Below are 19,324 nucleotides of genomic sequence, written 5' to 3'. Positions count from 1 at the left end.
GGCGGTGGTGGCGGGGCGGTTGGCACCCTGGCGGGCGGCGCGGATCGCGGACCACACGGCCGCGCTGAACGCTGAGGCGGCCGGGTTCGTGGACCAGCGGCTGGGTTCTGCGGTCGCCACGGGTGTGGTGGGGTGGAAGCGGCTCGGGCAGCTGGTGGATGAGGCGGTGATGAGGTTCGACCCCGACCTGTCCGAGGCACGTCGTCTGCGGGCAGCCGAGGCGCGGGTGGTGCGCACCCAGTCGTGTGGTGAGGGGCTTGCTGCGGTGGAGGCGGTGCTCGATGCCGCTGATGCGGCCGATCTGGAGCGGGCGGTCAGTCGCCAGGCCGAGGCCCTGGCACGGAGCGGCGACACCTCGCCCATCGCGGTGCGGCGGGCGCGGGCGTTGGGCGTGATCGCCCGGATCGCACTGGGCCAGGAGGTGCTGATCGCCGACCCCACCACCGGGGAGGTCGTCTCGTCCGATCCTGGGCGGCGGGTGACGTTGAACGTCCACCTCACCCCGGAGTCACTCGCAGTCGGTGTTGAAGGTGGGAATCCGGTGGCGCGGTGGGAGGAGGGGCGGGTCCCGGTGCTGATCGGGCAGGTGCGTGAGTGGCTGCTGCAGCCGGGCACCACGATCCGTGTGCAGCCGGTCATCGACCTGGCCGCGCATCATCCGGTGGAGGCCTATGAGATCCCCGACCGGATACGGCGTCAGGTCGAGCTGCGTGACCACGGCTGTCGTTTCCCCTCGTGCGAGCAGGCCGCTGCCCGCTGCGACCTGGACCACCGCGTCTCCCATGCGGCTGGTGGGGTGACGTGCGCGTGCAACCTCCAGCCGCTGTGTCGGCGTCACCACCGGGCCAAGACCCACGCCGGGTGGCGGGTCGACCTCATCGCCGACCAGCCCGGGCACTACCGGTGGGTCAGCCCCCACGGCTACCGCTTCGACGTCCACCCCGAAGGAACCACCGACGACGGGGGACGCCGCTGATCACAGCTCGAGCGTCAGGAAGACGCTGTGGTGGTCGAGGCCGTAGTCGGCGAACGGTGGACACTCCCGGAAACCGCGGGAGAGATAGAGGGCGCGCGCAGGAGCGAAGTAGTCCTCGGTGCCGGTCTCGAGGTTGATCCGGCGCAGGCCGCGATCCGTGGCGAGGCCGATGAGGTGCTCGAGCAGCGCCCTGCCGACGCCGCGTCCACGTGCAGCCGCGGTGGTGCGCATCGACTTGAGTTCCACCTCGCCACCGCCGAGGTCCTTGAGCGCGGCGCAGCCGAGCAGGGTGCCGTCGTCCGCGCGGGCGGCGACGAAGTGGATGCCGGGTGCTGCGAGCGCGTCGGGGTCCAGCGCGTGCACGCTCTCGGCGGGCGAGGTCGCGTACATGTCGGCGAGGTGCTCCTCGAGGAGGGCCAGCACGTCGGAGCTGCGCGGGTCGTCGTCGGCGATGGTGAGGGCGCCGGGAGCACCGTCGAGCGAGGCCATGGGACCCATCATGGCCGCTCGTCCGCTGCGCTCTGCGCACCGATCGGGTGCTGATGCCGACCTCGATCGCGGTGCTCGTGCTGCTCGCCCTACCCCCCACGTCCCCGCGGTCCCCGCCGCCGCGTGGAGCTGGGGGAGCGCCGTCGGGTTGAGCGCGGTGGCGCTCGTCGTCCTCGGTGCGGGGGCGGCGGCCGTGCGGCGTCGCGACATCGGCTGAGCGCATCTCCCACGATCCACCCGGGCGGTCGGCTACCTTCGGGCCATGTCAGTGCCTTCGGGGCCGTCCGCGCCCTGGCAGCCGGAGCCGCACTGGGTGACGCTCCCCGGCGGCACCGGCACCTCCACGGTGGGGGTCTGGCGCACCGCCCTCGGCGAGCGACCGGTGGTCGTCAAGCGTCTCGCGGCACCGCAGCCCGGCGACCCGGCCGAGCTGTCGGCGTGCCGCAACGTGGGGTACTGGCGGCGTGAGGCTGACGTCCTGATCTGCGCGCTGACCCACGACACCCCGGGCTTGCGCGGCGTCACCGCATCGGTCGAGGAGGACGACACCGGCGTCACCATCGTGCGCGACTGGGTCGAGGACGCCGCCACCACCGGCCTCTTCCTCGCCCACGCGCTGGGACGCTTCGCTGGCGCCGAGCTCGGCTCCCAGTCCTTCCTCGCCGCGCACCTGCTCGCCGACCGCCTCGAACGCGTCGAGCGCCGCGGTGGATGGCCCACCCTCGCGCGCACGTCGGTGGCGGACCTCGCCGAGCACCTGTGGTCGCGCCGCGCAGCGATGCTGCGCCGGCTCGAGGCCCTGCCGCAGGTCGCCCAGCACGGCGACCCGACCGCGCAGAACCTGCCGGGACGTCTGGGCGACGACGTCCTGGCCATCGACTGGGGCACCCTCGGCACCGGGCCGGTCGGAGCGGATCTCGGCTACCTCTCGCTCTCCTCGCGCGAGGAGTTCGAGCCGCTCCTCGACGCCTACCTCATGGGGCTGCCCGACGGCACGGCCAGCATGGAGGAGGTTCTCCTCGGCGCTCGCGTGGCCGCGGTCTACACCGCGATGAGCCGCGCCGAGTGGGCGCTCGCCCGGGTGGCCGGCGGCGAGGGCGCACTGGCGGGCAAGTACCGCCATCCGGCGGTGGCCCCCCACCTGCGGGCGCTGCAGCGCACGTTCGGGCACATGGAGGCGCTGCTCGAGCTCTGAGCGCGGGGGATCAGACCCGCCGGGCGGCGAAGGTGTCGCAGCCGCGACCCTCGAAGCCTCGGGTGAACCACGCCTGACGCTGCTCGGCGGAGCCGTGCGTCCACGACTCCGGGGTGACCCGCCCCTGGGTGCGCTCCTCGATGCGGTCGTCGCCCACGGCAGCGGCTGCAGCGAGGGCCTGGTCGAGGTCGGACTTCGTGACGTCCTCGACGAGCACCTGGCCGTCGGCGTCGCGGGTGCGGGTGGCGTGCGCGGCCCACATGCCCGCGAAGCAGTCGGCCTGCAGCTCGAGGCGCACTCCCTGGCTCTGCGGGCCCGTGGCCTGGCTGGTGACGAGGCCCATCGAGCCGAGGAGGTTCGAGATGTGGTGCCCGTACTCGTGGGCGATCACGTAGAACTCCACGAACGCCCCGTCGGGGCCGCCCAGCTGACGCTCGAGCACGTCGTCGAAGAAGGTGGTGTCGAGGTAGATCGAGGCATCGCTGGGGCAGTAGAACGGGCCGACGCTGGAGTCGGCCGGACCGCACCCGGTGTCGACGGACCGGGAGAAGGTGTAGAGCGAGGTGACCGGCTCGAAACGGGCGCTGCCGGTGCCTCGGTAGCCGCGCAGGTCGCCGAAGGCGCCGGCCCAGTAGTCGCTCAGCGAGTTCTCGATCGCCACGCGGGCGCAGTCGAGGCTGCTGTTGGCGTCCTCGCCCGTGGTGCAGCCGTCGTAGCGGCTCAGGTCCGTCAGCCCCGAGGACGACGCGCCCGCATCACCCGGGTCGTCGCCGGTGAGGCCGAGGGCCTGCGCTGCGACGTAGAGCAGGACGACGACCACCAGCGTCCCGATGCCCCCGCGGCCCACGGCGCCCGAGGGGATCGGCAGGCCGCGACCGCCGGCGCTGCCCGATCGGCCGGAGCCGCCTTGGCGCATGCGCGAGGTGTCCAGCCGGGCCTTGGGATTGAAGCGCACCACGGCCTCCACCCTAGGGCCCGCGGACGCCTGCGGCGGCGGTGTGACCGGCGTCGCTCCGGTCCTGCGGTTTTCCGGGCGATCACCGCGCCGTGGGAGGATTCCCCGGTCATGATCACGGTGCACCAGCTCGAAGTCCGCGTCGGTGCACGCCTCCTCATGGAGGACGTCAGCTTCCGTGTCGGCCCCGGCGACAAGGTCGGCCTGGTGGGTCGCAACGGCGCCGGCAAGACGACGCTCACCAAGGTGCTGGCAGGGGACCTGCTCCCCGCCGGCGGCACCGTGACCAGCACCGGCGAGCTCGGCTACCTGCCGCAGGACCCGCGCGTCGGCGACCCCGAGATCATCGTGCGCGACCGCATCCTCTCCGCCCGCGGCCTGGACGACGCGGTGCGCCGCCTGCGCGAGGCCGAGGTCGCGATGGCCTCGGAGGATGCGAACAAGCGCGAGAAGGCCTTCCGCAAGTTCCAGCGCGCGCAGGACGAGCTCGACGCCGGCGGTGGCTACGCGGCCGAGACCGAGGCGCTGCAGATCGCGCAGAGCCTCGGCATCCCCGACCGGCTCATGGACCAGCCGCTCGGCACGCTCTCGGGCGGCCAGCGCCGTCGGGTCGAGCTCGCGCGCATCCTGTTCTCGAGTGCCGAGGTGCTGGTGCTCGACGAGCCCACCAACCACCTCGACGCCGACTCCATCGTGTGGCTGCGCGAGTGGATGAAGACCTATCGCGGCGGCTTCATCGTGATCTCCCACGACAACGCGCTGCTGGAGGAGACCGTCAACAAGGTCTTCCACCTCGATGCCAACCGCTCGGTCGTCGACATCTACAACATGGGCTGGAAGAACTACCTGACCCAGCGCGAGACCGACGAGGCCCGTCGCAAGCGCGAGATGATGAACGCGCAGAACAAGGCCAAGACGCTCACCGACCAGGCCAACAAGATGCGGGCGAAGGCCACCAAGGCCAGCGCAGCGCAGCAGATGCTCAAGCGCGCCGAGAAGCTGCTCGACGGCCTCGAGGGCGAGCGCCAGGCCGACAAGGTGGCGGCGATCAAGTTCCCCACCCCCGCGCCCTGCGGACGCACCCCGCTCACCGCGCAGGACCTCTCGAAGTCCTACGGCGCGCTCGAGGTGTTCACCGCCGTCGACCTGGCGATCGACAAGGGCTCACGAGTCGTCATCCTCGGCCTCAACGGCGCCGGCAAGACCACGATGCTGCGCATCCTGGCGGGAGTCGACAAGCCCGACACCGGCGAGGTCGTGCCCGGCCACGGGCTCAAGGTCGGCTACTACGCGCAGGAGCACGAGACCCTCGACGTCTCGCGCAGCGTGCTCGAGAACATGCAGTCGGCCGCGCCCGAGCTCACCGACACCGAGGCGCGATCGGTGCTGGGCTCGTTCCTGTTCACCGGCGACGACGTGCACAAGCCCGCGGGGGTGCTGTCGGGCGGCGAGAAGACCCGCCTGGCCCTCGCCTCGCTCGTCGTCTCCGCGGCGAACGTGCTGCTGCTCGACGAGCCCACCAACAACCTCGACCCCGCCTCGCGCGAGGAGGTGCTGGGCGCCATCCGCCGCTACGAGGGCGCGATCGTGCTGGTCACCCACGACGAGGGCGCCGTGCACGCCCTCGAACCCGACCGGGTGCTCATCCTCCCCGACGGCGTCGAGGACCTCTGGAACCCCGACTACGCCGACCTCATCAGCCTGGCCTGAGCGAAGCCGCGGGCGCTACTCGGTGGCGATCGCCCGCAGCACGTCGAGCCGCGCGGCCCGGATGGCGGGCACCACCGCCGCCACCACGCCGACGACCACCGACAGCACCAGGAAGACCGCGAGCTGGCCCAGCGGGACGCCGAGGCTGGTCAGGTCGGCCTGCAGGCTGCGCTGCAGCAGCACGCCCACGAGCACGCCGAGTCCGAGCCCGAGCACCGCACCCAGCACCGCGATCGCGATGGACTCCAGCGTGATCATCCGCCGCAGCGCGGCGCGGCTCATCCCGATCGCCCGCAGGAGTCCGATCTCGCGCGTGCGTTCGATGACGCTGAGTCCGAGGGTGTTGATGATGCCGATGACCGCGATCACGATCGCCAGGGCGAGCAGCGCGTAGATCAGGTAGAGCAGCTGGTTGACCTGTCCGCGGAGGTCCTCGGCGAAGCTGACCTTGTCGAACACCCCGACGGTCGGCACGACGCTGGCGGCGTCGTCCACGGCCTTCTGCACCGTTGCGACGTCGCTGCCCGGGGCCACCAGGATGCTGATCGAGGTGTCCTGGCGTCGCAGGCCGGCATCGGCCAGCCGCTCCAGGGGCACGAGGACGTCGGGCAGGCTCTCGGCGTCCTTCACGACACCGACCACCCGCAGGTCGAGGCGCTTGCCGCCCTGGAAGGAGAGCCGCAGCCGGTCGCCCACGCCGAGCCCCAGGCTGCGCGCCTCGCCCTGGGCCAGCACCGCCTCGCTACCGGTGAACCGGGCGGTGCCGGCGACGACGTCCGGGCGGTAGATCTCGGAGTAGGTGCCGCTCACGCCGCCGACGTCGACGGTGCCGGGGCGGGGCGCGCCGTCGGCCCCGTCGACCCGCGCGTCGACCCGCTGCTGGCGGCTGATCGTGCCGATGCCCGGCACCTTCTCCACCGCGTCGCCGACGCTGGTGGAGAAGGGGAGGAACGTGGAGTCGCGAACGAGGAGGTCGGCGGTGAACTGCTCGTCGACGAGGTCGTCGATGGAGGAGTTGAGCGAGGCGGCCAGGACGCCGATGGTCGACACCAGTGCCAGACCGATCATGAGCGCGGACGCCGTGGCGCCGGTGCGCCGCGGGTCGCGCAGGGCGTTCTCGGCCGCGAGCCGGCCCGGCGTGCCAAGCAGACGGGAGAACAGGGCCCGGCAGCCGAGGAGCACGGGGCGACCGAGCACCGAGCTGGTGCCGATGAGCGCGAGGATCCAGAGCACCGCGCCGGTGCCGACCCACGCGGCGTCCGATCCGGGGGCGCCGCTGAGGCCGGTGATCACCAGCCCCGCGCCGAGGGCGATCACGATCGTGCCGACGAGCGTGCGTCGTCCGAGGGGCCGCTCGACAGCGGTGTCGGTGCGCATCGCAGCGACCGGCGGCACCTTGGCCCCGCGCCGGGCGGGCAGGTAGGCGGCCGCCAGCGTGACGCCGACGCCCACCGCGTAGGAGGCGATGAGCGCGGGGGCGGTGAGGTCGAGCGCGTCGCTGGAGATGTCGAGGCCTAAGGAGCGGAAGATCGCCGCCAGTCCACGGGCGAGCAGCCAGCCGATGCCCACGCCGGCGGTCGTGGCGACGAGCGCCATGGCGAGTGCCTCGACGAGCACCGATCGCGTGACCTGGCCGCGTCCGGCGCCGAGCGCGCGCAGGAGCGCCAGCTCGCGGGTGCGCTGGGCCACCAGGATCGAGAAGGTGTTGACGATGATGAAGCCGCCCACGAGCACGGCGATGATCGCAAACACCAGCAGGAAGGTGTTGATGACGCCGAGAAAGGTGCCGATGGCGTCCTGCGACTCCTGGGCGACCGTGTCGCCGGTGGCGGCCTCGTAGTTCTCGGGCAGCACCCGGTCGGCGGCCCTCACCAGAGCAGCCTGGCTGACGCCTGGTGCCGCGGTGAGCGAGATGCGGGTGAAGGCGTCGGCCCCGCCGAGGAAGATCTGCTGCGCCGCGCGGGTGGAGAACACCAGGAGCGTGGCGCCCGCGGTGCCGCCCGCGGTGAACTCGGCGGTGCCGACGAGTCGCGCGGTGCGCTGCAGCTGGCCGAAGGGCGCCACGAGCTTGACCTCGTCGCCGACGCGGTAGTCGCCCGCCTTCGCAGCTGCGTCGTCCAGGACGATCTCGGCGCTGCCGTCGGCTGCCAGGCCCGCCTCCGAGGGCCATCGGCCCGAGGTGAGGGTGAGGGCCTGTCGGCCGTCCATGGTGGGGGCGTCGGTGCGGTTGAAGGCGAGCGTCGGGGCGCCCGTGCCGCCGACGACAGTGCCGTCCTTGCCGAGCAGGCTCATGCCGAACCCGTCGACGTCGCCGTCGGCGCGCGCGACCTCGGGCAGCGCCGCCAGGCGGTCGACCACCTCGGGCTGCAGCGTCAGGTCGCTCTGGCCCGAGAACCCGCCGTCGAACTCGGCCGACCCGACGGGCCGCACGACGCCGTCGGGCGTGGAGCCGGTGATGATCGCGTCGAAGGTCGACGACAGTCCGTTGCTGAAGACCAGCACGCCGGAGAGGAAGGCGACGCCGAGGATCACCGAGAGCCCGCTCATCACCAGGCGCACCTTGCGGGCGAGCAGGTTGCGCAGGGTCAGGCGCAGCACCTCAGACCGCCGACCCGGGTGCGGGCGAGGCGGAGGCGATCGCGGCCGCCTGCAGCGCCGACATGCGGGCCAGGATCGTCTCGCGGTCGGGGGCGCGCAGCTCGTCGACGATGCGGCCGTCGGCGAGGAACACGACCCGGTCGCAGTAGGAGGCCGCGACGGCGTCGTGGGTGACCATCGCGATCGTCTGGCCGAACTCGCTGACGCTGCGGCGCAGGAAGTTCAGGACCTCGGCCCCTGAGGTGCTGTCGAGGTTGCCGGTGGGCTCGTCGGCGAAGACGATCGAGGGTCGGCTCGCCAGCGCCCGCGCGCACGCCACCCGCTGCTGCTGGCCGCCCGACATCTCCGAGGGGCGGTGGCCCAGCCGGTCGCGCAGCCCGACGGTGTCGACCACGGTGTCGAACCACTCCGCATCGGGACGACGACCCGCCAGGCTCAGCGGCAGCAGGATGTTCTCGCGCGCGGTGAGGGTGGGCACGAGGTTGAAGGCCTGGAAGACGAAGCCGATCTGGTCGCGCCGCAGGGCGGTGAGCGCCTTGTCGCGCAGCTTCGACAGATCGGTCTCGCCGATGATCACCTGCCCGGAAGTGGGGGAGTCGAGTGCTGCGAGGCAGTGCATCAGGGTCGACTTGCCCGATCCCGACGGGCCCATGATCGCCGTGAAGCGGCCGGCCTCGACGTCGAGACTCACGCCGTCGAGGGCGCGCACCTCGGAGTCTCCCCGGCCGTAGGTCTTGCGGAGATCGATCGCGCGCGCCGCGGCGACGGGGGAGGGCGCGGGGGAGGTCGTCATGTCACCAGCGTGCCAGCGCCCACCGACTCCCCGCATCGGGGATCTCCCTGGCGCGGCCCCGGGGGTTCCGTAGGGTGAGCCCCATGGCTGAGCCACGCTTCGTCGGCGCGATCGACCAGGGCACCACGAGCACGCGCTTCATGGTCTTCGACCACGCCGGCCGCGAGGTCGCCCGCCACCAGCTCGAGCACCAGCAGCTGCTGCCGCGGGCCGGGTGGGTGGAGCACAACCCGATCGAGATCTGGGAGCGCACCTCGGCGGTCATCCAGACCGCGCTGGCCAAGGCCGGCCTCCAGGCCGACGACCTCGCCGCCGTCGGTATCACGAACCAGCGCGAGACCACGTTCGTCTGGGACCGTCACACCGGGCGTCCGCTCACCGCCGCCATCGTGTGGCAGGACACCCGCACCGATGCCATCGCGGCGGCGCTCGACCGCGACGGGCGCGGCGACGTGATCCGCCACCGCGCCGGCCTGCCGCCCGCCACCTACTTCTCGGGCGGCAAGCTGCAGTGGATCCTGCAGAACGTGCCCGGGGCGCGCGAGGCCGCGGAGGCGGGGGACGCGCTGTTCGGCACGGCCGACACCTGGCTGCTGTGGAACCTCACCGGCGGTCCCGACGGCGGCGTCCACGTCACGGACGTGACCAACGCCGGGCGCACCATGCTGATGGACCTGGAGACCCTCGACTGGGACGACGAGCTGCTGTCGTTCTTCGAGGTGCCGCGCGCGATGCTGCCGACGATCCGCGAGTCCTCCGCCGTGGCGGGTCGCCCCTTCGGCGTGACCCGGCTGCACGGCCCCTTCGGCGGTGAGGTGCCGATCACCGGCATCCTGGGCGACCAGCAGGCCGCCACGGTCGGCCAGGTCTGCTTCGCGCCGGGCGAGGCCAAGAACACCTACGGCACCGGCAACTTCATGCTGCTCAACACCGGCACCGAGATCGTGCGCTCGCAGGCGGGTCTGCTCACCACGCCGGCCTACCGGCTCGGCGACGAGCCCTGCGTCTACGCCCTCGAGGGGTCGATCGCGGTCACCGGCTCGGCGGTGCAGTGGTTGCGCGACCAGCTCGGCATCATCAGCGGGGCGGGGGAGTCCGAGGCGCTCGCCCGGCAGGTCGACGACAACGGCGGCGTCTACTTCGTTCCGGCCTTCTCCGGCCTCTTCGCGCCGTACTGGCGCTCAGATGCCCGCGGCGCCATCGTCGGCCTCTCCCGCTTCAACACCAACGCCCACCTGGCGCGCGCCACGCTCGAGGCGATCTGCTTCCAGTCCCGCGACGTGGTCGAGGCGATGTGTGCTGACTCCGGTGTGCACCTCGAGGTGCTCAAGGTCGACGGCGGCGTGACGCTCAACAGCCTGTGCATGCAGATCCAGGCCGACGTGCTCGGCGTGCCGGTGAGCCGGCCCGTCGTCCCCGAGACCACGGCGCTGGGCGCCGCCTACGCCGCAGGCCTCTCGGTGGGCTACTGGGCCTCCACCGACGAGCTGCGCGAGAATTGGCGCGAGGACGTCCGCTGGGAGCCCCAGTGGGACGACGAACGGCGTACATCGGCGTACGCCCGGTGGAAGAAGGCCGTGCAACGGACCCTCGACTGGGTGGAGGTCGACTGAGATGAACCCCGCACCCCTCTCGCCGCGCTCGCGCAGCGCCGCGCTGAAGCGGATGGGCTCGCAGCAGCTCGACGTCCTCGTGATCGGCGGCGGTGTGGTCGGCACCGGTGCCGCCCTGGACGCCGCCACGCGCGGCCTCACCGTGGGCCTGGTCGAGGCCCGCGACTTTGCCTCCGGCACGTCGAGCCGCAGCTCCAAGCTCGTGCACGGTGGGCTGCGCTACCTCGAGATGCTCGACTTCCGCCTCGTCGCCGAGGCCCTCAAGGAGCGCGGGCTGCTCATGCAGCACCTCGCGCCGTACCTAGTGAAGCCCGTGCCCTTCCTCTACCCGCTCAACGGTCGCGGCTGGGAGCGCTGGTACGCCGGCGCCGGCGTGGCCCTCTACGACACGATGTCACGGGCCAGCGGCTACGGCGACGGCGTGCCGCTGCACCGCCACCTCACCCGCCGCGGTGCTCGGCGGGCGTTCCCCTCGTTGCGCAAGGACGCCTTGGTGGGCGCCATCCGCTACTACGACGCCCAGGTGGACGACGCCCGCCACACCATGGTGCTCGCGCGCACCGCTGCCACCTACGGCGCGGCCGTGGCCTCGCGCACCCGCGTGCTCGGACTGGTCAAGGAGAGCGAGCGCGTGGTCGGCGCCGAGGTCGTCGACCTCGAGACCGGCCACCGGTTCACCATCCGCGCCTCCCAGGTCATCAACGCCACCGGCGTGTGGACCGACGAGACGCAGTCGATGGCGCGCGAGCGGGGGCAGTTCAAGGTGCGCGCCTCCAAGGGCATCCACCTCGTGGTGCCGCGCGACCGCATCCGCGGCGAGACCGGCCTGATCCTGCGCACCGAGACCTCGGTGCTCTTCGTGATCCCGTGGAAGCGGCACTGGATCATCGGCACCACCGACACCGACTGGGCGCTGTCGAAGGACCACCCGGCGGCCAGCTCGCGCGACATCGACTACCTGCTCGACCACGTCAACCGCGTGCTCGAGGTGCCGCTGACCCGCGACGACGTGGAGGGCGTCTACGCCGGGTTGCGGCCGCTGCTGGCGGGGGAGTCGGACGCGACGTCCAAGCTCTCGCGCGAGCACGCGGTGGCCCACAGCGTGCCCGGCCTGGTGGTGGTGGCGGGCGGCAAGTACACGACCTACCGCGTGATGGCCGCCGACGCGGTCGACGAGGCCGTGCACGGCCTGGAGTCCGTGCTCGGACGACGCGTGGGTGCGTGCGTCACCGATCGGATCCCGATGGTGGGGGTCGACGGCTACCAGGCGCTCGTCAACCAGCGCCGCACGCTGGCCGCCCAGTCGGGTCTGACGGTCAGCCGGATCGAGCACCTGCTCGACCGCTACGGATCGCTCACCCTCGAGGTGCTCGACCTCATCGCCGCGGAGCCGGAGCTCGCGGAGCCGCTGCCCGGTGCGGAGGACTACCTCCAGGCCGAGGCCGTGTACGCCGTGACCCACGAGGGTGCCCGGCACCTCGACGACATCCTCACCCGCCGGATGCGGGTCTCGTTCGAGACCTTCGACCGCGGGGTGGGCGCGGCACCGCACGTGGCCGAGCTGGTGCGCGGTCACCTCCGCTGGGACGCCGAGCAGCTGCAGCGCGAGGTCGACCACTACCTCAAGCGGGTCGAGGCCGAGCGCGAGAGCCAGCGCCAGCCCGACGACCTCACCGCCGACGCGGCCCGCAAGGGTGCGCCCGACGTCGTCCCGGTGTCGCAGGCCGCCGGCGAGCCCGCATCGTCCAGCCCCACCAGTCAGGAGCCCTGATGGACCTCGACCTCGCCGGTCGCGTCTACCTCGTCACCGGCGGCACGCGCGGCCTCGGTCGCGCCACCGCCGCCGCCCTGGTCGCCGACGGCGCCCACGTGGTCGTCACGGGCCGCGGCCCCGAGGCGGTGGAAGCCGTCGTCGCCGACCTCGAGGCCATCGGCGGGGAGGGTTGTGCGCTCGGCGTGGTGGCCGACAACGGCGAGCCCGACACCCCCGCGCGCCTCATCACCGCCGCCCGCGAGCAGTGGCAGCGCCTCGACGGCGCGCTGGTCAGTGTCGGTGGTCCGCCGCCCGGGCCGCCGAGCGCCATCACCGACATCCAATGGCAGGGTGCATTCGACGCGGTGTTCCTCGGCACCGTGCGCCTGCTGCGCGAGGTCGGGCTCGAGCTCGCCGCGCACGGCGGCGGGTCGCTCGCCCTCGTGCTCTCGACCAGCGTGCGTGAGCCGATCACCGGGCTCGCCGTCTCCAACGGCCTGCGCCCCGGCCTCGGCATGGTCGCCAAGGACCTCGCCGACGAGCTCGGCCCGCGCGGCGTGCGCGTCAACGGCCTGCTGCCCGGCCGGGTCTCCACCGAGCGCGTCGCCGAGCTCGACGCCGCCACCGGCGACGCCGCAGCGGCTCGCGCCACCAACGAGGCGCGCATCCCGCTCGGCCGCTACGGCGAACCCGACGAGTTCGGTCGAGTCGCCGCCTTCGTGCTCTCGCCCGCGGCGTCCTTCGTCACCGGCGCCATGGTGCCCGTGGACGGCGGCCTCTCGCGCTCGCTGTGACTCGCTCTGACTAGCAGCTCTGCTCAGCGGGTGCCGCGGTGGTCGTGTAGCGCAGCGTGAGGTCGTCGGACTGCCGCGCCCCGTCGATGCGGCTGGCGTAGAGCCTCGTGGTGTAGTCGACGTTCGGCAGCGCACTGCAGACATCGACCCGCACCGCGCAGGACGCCCCCGGACTGAGCGCGCCGACGTAGGTGCCGCTCGCACCGGAGTAGGTGACCTCGCAGCGACGCAGGCCCGCCGGCGGCGTCCAGGTGTCGTCGATCTCGAAGACGCCCGCCCAGTCGGAGAAGCCGAAGGAGGGGACGGCGTCCCGGTCGCCGATGTTGGTGGCCTTGACGAGCCGCTCACGATGCCGGCCCGGGGCGTTGTTCCGGAGGTCGTCGCTGCCCGGGAGGGTCTCGAGTGCGAGGTAGCCGCGACTCAGCGCATCGACGACCACCGGGAACACCGCGAGCACGTCGTTCCCGGCGAGCAGGCGCAGGTAGCCGGGATTGGAGCCGCCGCGCACCACGTCGGAGGCATACAGGGCGATGTCACAGGACTGACCCGGGAGGACGGCACCGAACTGGCCGTTGGCACCGCACCGCCGGCCGGGATCGATTCCGTCGTCCCAGGCGTCGAGGGACCCCCAGTGGCCCGGCGCTCCGCGGGCCGGGACGCAGGACAGGGCCTGGTAGGCGATGCCGGGGGAGGTGGCGGTGCCGACGTTGGTGACCGTGACGATGGTCTGGGCGTACTGGTCGATCTGCTCGAACTCGGCTCCCACCGGGTCGGCCGTCACGGCCAGCGCGCCATCAGGGCTCGCAGGCGTCACCTCGAAGCGGACGCCGGGGGGAGGCGTCGTCCCTTGGGGGTACGGCATGATCGAGCCGCCGCACACCGACGCCGCGCCGCCACTGGGCCCAGAAGGCGGTGGGGCCGGGGCGGCGACGTCGAAGCTGCGGTGGACGCGGCAGTTGTTGGTCTCCGACGACTCCGTAACCCTGCGGTTGGCGTCAGCGCACGCCAGCACCCGCCAGGTGCCGGTGGCCAGCGGGGTCGGGAGCTTCGCGATCATCGCCCGGACGGCGGTCTCGCCGGGATCGAGCACCGCCACCTCGCCCGAGGCCAGGAAGCGGTCGCCGCTCCCGAGCCGGGCGTCGCGGGAGAGGTACAGGGCGAGCAGGGACCGCGCGGCGGTCGCGCGTCCGCGGTTGCGCACCGAGACCCTCGTGCTGATCGCACCGCCGGAGGCGGCGACCAGCTTGCCGGGCGTGGTGGCGGCGACGACGAGGTCGGCTCGCCTCGGGGCGGCCTCGGCGGGCGTCGTCCGCATGCCGCTGAGGGAGAGCAGGGCGGCGGTCACGGCGAGTGCCGCGAGGGCGCCACCCGTTCGTCGTCGAGTGGCCATGGCCCGACCCTAGGGCTCCGGGCCGTCGTCGACTCGTCAGGCGCCGACGTGATCGGTCCCAACTCGGTCCCAGCCGACCCAGCAGGGGCCGACGTCAGCCGCGGGCCTTCTCCTCGGCCCGCTCGGCGCGGGCCTTCTCCTGCGTCATCGCGATCTGGCGACGTCGGATCTCGCGGCGCTTCTGACGCTCGCTCGGCTCCCTGGCGGCGACCCGCTCCTTGCGCGGGCCGTTCTGGCGCTCGTCCCAGGCGAGGTAGCCGAAGCCGAAGGTGGCCAGCAGGCCGAAGAACCACCACTGCAGACCGTAGAAGAAGTGGGGACCCTCGCCGAGGTCCGGCAGCTCGACCGGCTCCAGCGCAGTGGCGGGCTCGGGCGACTCCGAGCGCAGGGCGACGAAGCCGTTGAGCAGCTCGCGGTCGATGGCGCGTCCGATCGGGCCGCTGGCGATGGCGCGCGTCGAACGGTCGCTGTCGACGGCCGTCGACTCGCCGGTGCCGTTGTCGCGCACCCAGCCCGTCATGGTCACCTCGCCCGAGGGCGGTGCCGGGATCTTGTCCGGCCCGATCTCGGGGTCGTCGGTGCCGAACCACCCGCGGTCGACGAGGAAGGTCTCGCCGCCCTCGGTCACGAACGGGACGACCACCTCGACGCCCGGAGCGCCATCGCGGGTGCGGTAGCGGACGACGACCGTGCGAGCGACGTCGTACTCGCCCTCGGCGCTCACCAGACGCCACTCGTCGCGCTCGGCGACGGGCTTGCCCACGCCGAGGACGTCGCCCACCGGCACGGGCTGCTGCTTCTCGTTGGTCTCCACGATCGCGTTGCGCTCGCGGCGATCGGCGAGGCGCCCGAACTGCCATTCGCCGAGCCACCAGGTGCCGTAGCCGATGAGGAGCACGGCGAAGAAGAACAGCACCCAGCGACGACTCAGCAGGAAGCGCCACGACGTCAAGCTCGAACCCACACCACAACGGTAGGCGGCGGGTGGTACCGCCCCGCATCCGGGCCGGTCGCGACCGTCTGCCTAGGATGATGTGATGGAGCGCCTGATCGACCGCCACGGCCGGGTGGCCACCGACCTCCGGGTCTCACTCACCGACCGCTGCAACCTGCGGTGCACCTACTGCATGCCGCCGGAGGGCCTCGACTGGATGCCCACCGAGGAGCAGCTCACCGACGCCGAGGTCGTGCGTCTCGTCGGGGTCGCCGCGGCTCACCTCGGGGTCGAGGAGGTGCGCTTCACCGGAGGCGAGCCGCTGGTGCGACGCGGCCTCGTCGACATCGTCGCCCAGGTGCACGCCGCGCATCCCGGTCTCGAGCTCTCCATGACCACCAACGGTCTGGGCCTGGCCCGCACCGCCACCGCGCTGGCCGAGGCCGGCCTGCACCGCGTCAACGTCAGCCTCGACACCGTGCGCCGCGACACCTTCACCGAGCTCACCCGCCGCGACCGGCTGGACGACGTCGTGGCGGGCCTCGCAGCGGCCGACGCCGCCGGCCTCGGACCGATCAAGGTCAACGCCGTGCTCATCCGCGGCGTCAACGACGACCAGGCGCCCGAGCTGCTGGCGTGGTGCCTCGAGCGCGGCTACGAGCTGCGCTTCATCGAGCAGATGCCGCTGGACGCCCAGCACGGGTGGCAGCGCGACGAGATGGTCACCGCCGACGAGATCCTGGCGTCCCTGCAGGCGCGCTTCGACCTGTCGCCGGCCGTCGAGCCGCGCGGCAGCGCCCCGGCCGAGCTCTTCCGCGTCGAGGGCGGCCCGGCCACGGTCGGTGTGATCGCCTCGGTCACCCGTCCGTTCTGCGGCGACTGCGACCGCGTCCGACTCACCGCCGACGGCCAGGTGCGCAACTGCCTCTTCGCGCGCGAGGAGTCAGACCTGCGGGCGGCGCTGCGCGCCGGCGCCACCGACGCCGAGCTCGCCGAGCGCTGGCGCGCTGCCGTCATCGGCAAGGCGCCGGGGCACGGCATCGACGACCCCACCTTCCTGCAGCCGGGCCGGCCGATGTCGGCCATCGGAGGCTGAGGGCCCGGTCGCGATGCGTCAGGGCGCGTGCGGGAGCGTCTCGCGCAGGAACCCCCGCGCACCCAGGAAGTCGCCGAGAGCGCCTCGGTGCTCCTCGCAGGCCAGCCAGATCTTGCGCCGGTCGGCCGTGTGGAGTTTCGGGTTGTTCCAGTGCAGCTCCCATGCGGCATCCGCGCGGCAGCCGCGGGAGGAGCACGTGTGCGTCGCGGGCCCGACGTCAGTCACGGGGCGTGGGGCCGGCCTTCAGCTGGCGCTGGGCGTTGCCGCCGCCGGTGAGCGGGAGGTCGGTGGAGCGGGTGTCCTCGACGTTGGCGATGACCACGGCGAAGCCGGGCAGGAACACCGCCCCCGCGATGAAGAACGGCCACACCCAGTGCCAGCCCGCGGCTCCCGTGGCAGCGGCGGCGACGAAGCACAGCGTGCGGATCGTCATGGCGATGACGTACTTGCGCTGACGGCGGGCGAGGTCGGCCTGGGGCCCCTCGCCGGCCGTGGTGATCCGGATCGCGTCCTGCTCTCGCGATCGACCAGGACGGGTGCTCATGGAGCCAGGTTACGCCGGGCCGCCAAGGTTCGCCGGTGGTCCGTGAGTAGGCTGCGGCGCATGTCGAACCGCACCTACCGCATCAGCGAGATCGTCGGCACCTCGCCCGACGGCATCGACCAGGCGATCCGCAACGGCGTCTCCCGAGCGGGCCAGACCCTGCGCCACCTCGACTGGTTCGAGGTGTCCCAGGTCCGCGGCCACATCAAGGACGGCGAGGTCGAGCACTTCCAGGTCACCCTCAAGATCGGCTTCCGCCTCGAGGACGACGAGTAGGTCGCTCCTGCCGGGTCCCGCTTGTAGGGATCCCACAACGTCGACGCGGCATCTTGGTGCTCGCGGGGCGCGAGGAGTCCCCGCCCGCTTCGTTAGCGTCGCCGACGTGAGCACACCACGTTCGGTCCTCGTCACCGGCGGCAACCGCGGCATCGGCCGCGCGATCGCCGAGTCCTTCCTCGCCGCCGGCGACCGGGTCGCCGTCACCACGCGCAGCGGGGGTGCGCCCGAGGGCGCCCTCGAGATCAAGGCCGACGTCACCGACCAGGCAGCGGTCGACGGCGCGTTCGCCGAGGCCGAGGAGGCCCACGGGCCCGTCGAGGTGCTCGTGGCGAACGCCGGCATCACCGCCGACACCCTGCTCCTGCGCATGTCGGACGACGACTGGGACCGCGTCGTCGACACCAACCTGACGGGCTCCTTCCGCCTGGCCCGGCGCGCCGCGAAGAGCATGGTGCGCGCGCGTCGCGGACGGATCATCCTGATCTCCAGCGTCGTCGGCCTGCTGGGCTCTCCCGGCCAGGTCAACTACGCCGCCTCCAAGGCCGGCCTCGTCGGCATGGCGCGCTCGCTGGCGCGCGAGCTGGGTCCGCGTTCCATCACGGCCAACGTCGTCGCTCCGGGCTACGTCGACACCGACATGACCGCGGTGCTCACCGACTCCCAGAAGGAGGCGATCCGGGCGCAGGTGCCGCTCGGTCGCTACGCCGATCCCGCGGAGGTGGCGGCGGCGGTGCGCTGGTTGGCCTCGCCCGAGGCCGGCTACGTGACCGGCGCGGTGATCCCCGTCGACGGCGGACTCGGGATGGGGCACTGAGATGACCGAGCAGACGAACGAGCAGACGACCGAGCAGGGGAGCGGCATCCTCGCCGGCCGCACCATCCTGGTCGCCGGCGTCACCCTCGACACCTCCATCGGCTTCGCCGTGGCGAAGTTCGCCCAGGAGCAGGGCGCGACCGTGCTCATCTCCAACTTCGGTCAGGCCCTGCGCATCACCCGGCGCATCGCCCGCCGACTCCCGGTCGAGCCGCCCGTGCTCGAGCTCGACGTCACCGACCCCGAGCACCTCGCGTCGCTGCCCGAGGCGGTGCGCGAGCACCTCGGCGCCGACGCGGTGCTGCACGGCGTCGTCCACTCGATCGCCTACGGCAACCCCGAGACGCTCCTGGGCGGCAAGTTCCTCGACGGCCCCTGGAAGGACGTTGCCCAGGCCCTGGAGGTCTCGGCCTACTCCCTCAAGTCCCTGGCCGTCGCGGCCCGTCCCCTGATGGTCCCGGGGTCCTCCGTCGTGGGTCTCACCTTCGACGCGACCGTCGCCTGGCCGGTCTACGACTGGATGGGCGTCGCCAAGGCCGGGCTGGAGTCCTGCGCGCGCTACCGGGCGCGCGACCTCGGCGCCGAGGGCATCCGGGTCAACCTGGTCTCGGCCGGCCCGCTGCGCACCCTGGCCGCCAAGGCCATCCCGGGGTTCGAGGACCTCGAGTCGCTGTGGACGACGCGCGCTCCGCTGGGCTGGGACAACACCGACCAGGAGCCGACCGCTCGTGCGGTCTGCGCCCTGCTCTCGGACCTCTTCCCAGCCACGACCGGCGAGGTCGTCCACGTCGACGGCGGCTTCCACGCGATGGGCGCCTGAGACGTCCGGCACATCGGAGCGGCACCCGGGCACCGACGCCGGGTCTGCCTACGATCGAGGGGTGCACCGCAGTCGACGTCTCGTCCTCGTCCGCCACGCCAAGGCCGAGGCCTTCGCCGCCAGCGATGCCGAGCGCGCCCTCACCGAGCGCGGCCGCGCTGACGCCGCCGAGCTGGGCCGCTGGCTCGCCGACATCGGCATCATCCCCGACGCCGCCCACGTGTCCGACGCCGTCCGCACCCGGCAGACCTGGGCGGAGGTGGCGGCCGCCGCCGGATGGGCGCTCACCCCGCACATCGACGCCCACCTCTACGGCTGCGAGGAGGACGGCGTCCTCGAGATCGTGCGCGCCGCCGACGACGCGCACACCACCCTCGTCGTCATCGGCCACAACCCGACCATGGGGTCGCTCGTGCAGTGGCTGGACGACGGCGAGGGCGATCACACCGGTGCGGCCCTCACCGGCTTCCCGACGTCGGCCGCCGCGGTGCTCGAGTTCGACGGCGAGTGGGACGACGTGGCACCGGCCTCGGCCCGGCTGGCCGACTTCCACGTCGGTCGCTCCTGAGCG

The 19,324-nt window shown here is 72.7% G+C and carries 19 protein-coding genes; 11 read left to right on the top strand and 8 right to left on the bottom strand.

All coding sequences use genetic code 11. The features are described from left to right. Positions 1–976 (top strand): HNH endonuclease signature motif containing protein (locus ACERUN_RS08845; protein WP_370289529.1); only part of this gene is annotated, 976 nt, incomplete at its 5' end. On the opposite strand, the gene ACERUN_RS08840 is transcribed toward ACERUN_RS08845, so the two are convergent. Further along, positions 977–1,465, bottom strand: a complete 489-nt coding sequence (locus ACERUN_RS08840) for a GNAT family N-acetyltransferase (RefSeq protein WP_370289528.1) — start codon at positions 1,463–1,465, stop codon at positions 977–979. It lies immediately after the preceding gene. Between the two features lie 262 nt (positions 1,466–1,727). Between ACERUN_RS08840 and ACERUN_RS08835 the strand changes: the two genes are divergently transcribed. Then, a complete protein-coding gene (locus ACERUN_RS08835) occupies positions 1,728–2,660 on the top strand; it encodes a phosphotransferase (RefSeq protein ID WP_370289527.1) in 933 nt (310 codons plus the stop codon). A 10-nt stretch (positions 2,661–2,670) separates the two neighbouring features. On the opposite strand, the gene ACERUN_RS08830 is transcribed toward ACERUN_RS08835, so the two are convergent. Then, positions 2,671–3,618, bottom strand: a complete 948-nt coding sequence (locus ACERUN_RS08830; RefSeq protein ID WP_370289526.1) for a neutral zinc metallopeptidase — start codon at positions 3,616–3,618, stop codon at positions 2,671–2,673. Positions 3,619–3,726: 108 nt separating this feature from the next. Between ACERUN_RS08830 and abc-f the strand changes: the two genes are divergently transcribed. Continuing rightward, complete coding sequence (abc-f, locus tag ACERUN_RS08825; protein WP_370289525.1) at positions 3,727–5,325, top strand: ribosomal protection-like ABC-F family protein; 1,599 nt, start codon at positions 3,727–3,729, stop codon at positions 5,323–5,325. Between the two features lie 15 nt (positions 5,326–5,340). Here abc-f and ACERUN_RS08820 read toward each other — a convergent pair whose 3' ends face one another. After that, complete coding sequence (locus ACERUN_RS08820; RefSeq protein ID WP_370289524.1) at positions 5,341–7,923, bottom strand: ABC transporter permease; 2,583 nt, start codon at positions 7,921–7,923, stop codon at positions 5,341–5,343. A 1-nt stretch (position 7,924) separates the two neighbouring features. Beyond that, positions 7,925–8,716: an ABC transporter ATP-binding protein gene (locus ACERUN_RS08815; RefSeq protein ID WP_370289523.1), complete on the bottom strand. Its 792-nt coding sequence runs from the start codon at positions 8,714–8,716 to the stop codon at positions 7,925–7,927. 83 nt (positions 8,717–8,799) lie between these two features. On the opposite strand from ACERUN_RS08815, the gene glpK reads away from it, so the two are divergent. The 3 genes from glpK to ACERUN_RS08800 are packed head-to-tail and all read left to right on the top strand — an operon-like array spanning position 8,800 to position 12,876. After that, positions 8,800–10,329 carry a glycerol kinase GlpK gene (gene glpK / locus ACERUN_RS08810; protein WP_370289522.1) on the top strand — a complete coding sequence of 510 codons (1,530 nt, stop codon included), beginning with the start codon at positions 8,800–8,802 and terminating at the stop codon, positions 10,327–10,329. 1 nt (position 10,330) lies between these two features. Then, complete coding sequence (locus ACERUN_RS08805; RefSeq protein WP_370289521.1) at positions 10,331–12,100, top strand: glycerol-3-phosphate dehydrogenase/oxidase; 1,770 nt, start codon at positions 10,331–10,333, stop codon at positions 12,098–12,100. Then, on the top strand, positions 12,100–12,876 hold the full coding sequence (locus tag ACERUN_RS08800; RefSeq protein WP_370289520.1) for an SDR family NAD(P)-dependent oxidoreductase: 777 nt from the start codon (positions 12,100–12,102) through the stop codon (positions 12,874–12,876). Before ACERUN_RS08805 ends, ACERUN_RS08800 begins: the two co-directional genes overlap by 1 nt. A gap of 10 nt (positions 12,877–12,886) precedes the next feature. Here the strand turns inward: ACERUN_RS08800 and ACERUN_RS08795 are convergent, their stop codons facing one another. Both ACERUN_RS08795 and ACERUN_RS08790 read right to left on the bottom strand, forming a co-directional pair. Next, positions 12,887–14,266: a CARDB domain-containing protein gene (locus tag ACERUN_RS08795; protein ID WP_370289519.1), complete on the bottom strand. Its 1,380-nt coding sequence runs from the start codon at positions 14,264–14,266 to the stop codon at positions 12,887–12,889. 94 nt (positions 14,267–14,360) lie between these two features. Beyond that, on the bottom strand, positions 14,361–15,230 hold the full coding sequence (locus tag ACERUN_RS08790; RefSeq protein WP_370289518.1) for an SURF1 family protein: 870 nt from the start codon (positions 15,228–15,230) through the stop codon (positions 14,361–14,363). Positions 15,231–15,303: 73 nt separating this feature from the next. On the opposite strand from ACERUN_RS08790, the gene moaA reads away from it, so the two are divergent. Continuing rightward, positions 15,304–16,296, top strand: a complete 993-nt coding sequence (gene moaA, locus ACERUN_RS08785; protein ID WP_370289517.1) for a GTP 3',8-cyclase MoaA — start codon at positions 15,304–15,306, stop codon at positions 16,294–16,296. 18 nt (positions 16,297–16,314) lie between these two features. On the opposite strand, the gene ACERUN_RS08780 is transcribed toward moaA, so the two are convergent. Then, complete coding sequence (locus ACERUN_RS08780; protein WP_370289516.1) at positions 16,315–16,521, bottom strand: acetone carboxylase; 207 nt, start codon at positions 16,519–16,521, stop codon at positions 16,315–16,317. Then, complete coding sequence (locus ACERUN_RS08775) at positions 16,514–16,840, bottom strand: DUF3099 domain-containing protein (RefSeq protein WP_370289514.1); 327 nt, start codon at positions 16,838–16,840, stop codon at positions 16,514–16,516. The genes ACERUN_RS08780 and ACERUN_RS08775 overlap by 8 nt, the downstream gene beginning before the upstream one ends. A gap of 60 nt (positions 16,841–16,900) precedes the next feature. Between ACERUN_RS08775 and ACERUN_RS08770 the strand changes: the two genes are divergently transcribed. The 4 genes from ACERUN_RS08770 (at position 16,901) to ACERUN_RS08755 (ending at position 19,321) form a co-directional block, all read left to right on the top strand. Next, positions 16,901–17,116, top strand: coding sequence for a dodecin (locus ACERUN_RS08770; RefSeq protein WP_370289513.1), 216 nt, complete (start codon positions 16,901–16,903; stop codon positions 17,114–17,116). A 106-nt stretch (positions 17,117–17,222) separates the two neighbouring features. After that, a complete protein-coding gene (locus ACERUN_RS08765) occupies positions 17,223–17,933 on the top strand; it encodes a beta-ketoacyl-ACP reductase (RefSeq protein WP_370289512.1) in 711 nt (236 codons plus the stop codon). 1 nt (position 17,934) lies between these two features. Next, a complete protein-coding gene (gene fabI, locus ACERUN_RS08760; RefSeq protein WP_370289511.1) occupies positions 17,935–18,753 on the top strand; it encodes an enoyl-ACP reductase FabI in 819 nt (272 codons plus the stop codon). A gap of 61 nt (positions 18,754–18,814) precedes the next feature. Next, positions 18,815–19,321, top strand: a complete 507-nt coding sequence (locus tag ACERUN_RS08755; protein ID WP_370289510.1) for a histidine phosphatase family protein — start codon at positions 18,815–18,817, stop codon at positions 19,319–19,321. The last annotated feature ends 3 nt before the right edge of the window (positions 19,322–19,324 follow it).

Source organism: Nocardioides sp. (assembly GCF_964229035.1).
In the GTDB taxonomy this organism is placed as follows: domain Bacteria; phylum Actinomycetota; class Actinomycetes; order Propionibacteriales; family Nocardioidaceae; genus Nocardioides.
Note: the sequence above shows the minus strand (reverse complement) of the source record. Positions and strands in the feature narration are given on the sequence as shown.

Excerpts from the sequence above, each read along its gene's own strand:
- ACERUN_RS08770 (WP_370289513.1), top strand. The coding sequence starts at position 16,901 with ATGTCGAACCGCACCTACCGCATCAGCGAGATCGTCGGCACCTCGCCC.
- ACERUN_RS08800 (WP_370289520.1), top strand. The coding sequence starts at position 12,100 with ATGGACCTCGACCTCGCCGGTCGCGTCTACCTCGTCACCGGCGGCACG.
- ACERUN_RS08835 (WP_370289527.1), top strand. The coding sequence starts at position 1,728 with ATGTCAGTGCCTTCGGGGCCGTCCGCGCCCTGGCAGCCGGAGCCGCAC.
- ACERUN_RS08795 (WP_370289519.1), bottom strand. The coding sequence starts at position 14,266 with ATGGCCACTCGACGACGAACGGGTGGCGCCCTCGCGGCACTCGCCGTG.
- fabI (WP_370289511.1), top strand. The coding sequence starts at position 17,935 with ATGACCGAGCAGACGAACGAGCAGACGACCGAGCAGGGGAGCGGCATC.
- glpK (WP_370289522.1), top strand. The coding sequence starts at position 8,800 with ATGGCTGAGCCACGCTTCGTCGGCGCGATCGACCAGGGCACCACGAGC.
- ACERUN_RS08805 (WP_370289521.1), top strand. The coding sequence starts at position 10,331 with ATGAACCCCGCACCCCTCTCGCCGCGCTCGCGCAGCGCCGCGCTGAAG.
- ACERUN_RS08815 (WP_370289523.1), bottom strand. The coding sequence starts at position 8,716 with ATGACGACCTCCCCCGCGCCCTCCCCCGTCGCCGCGGCGCGCGCGATC.
- ACERUN_RS08775 (WP_370289514.1), bottom strand. The coding sequence starts at position 16,840 with ATGAGCACCCGTCCTGGTCGATCGCGAGAGCAGGACGCGATCCGGATC.
- abc-f (WP_370289525.1), top strand. The coding sequence starts at position 3,727 with ATGATCACGGTGCACCAGCTCGAAGTCCGCGTCGGTGCACGCCTCCTC.
- moaA (WP_370289517.1), top strand. The coding sequence starts at position 15,304 with ATGGAGCGCCTGATCGACCGCCACGGCCGGGTGGCCACCGACCTCCGG.
- ACERUN_RS08840 (WP_370289528.1), bottom strand. The coding sequence starts at position 1,465 with ATGGCCTCGCTCGACGGTGCTCCCGGCGCCCTCACCATCGCCGACGAC.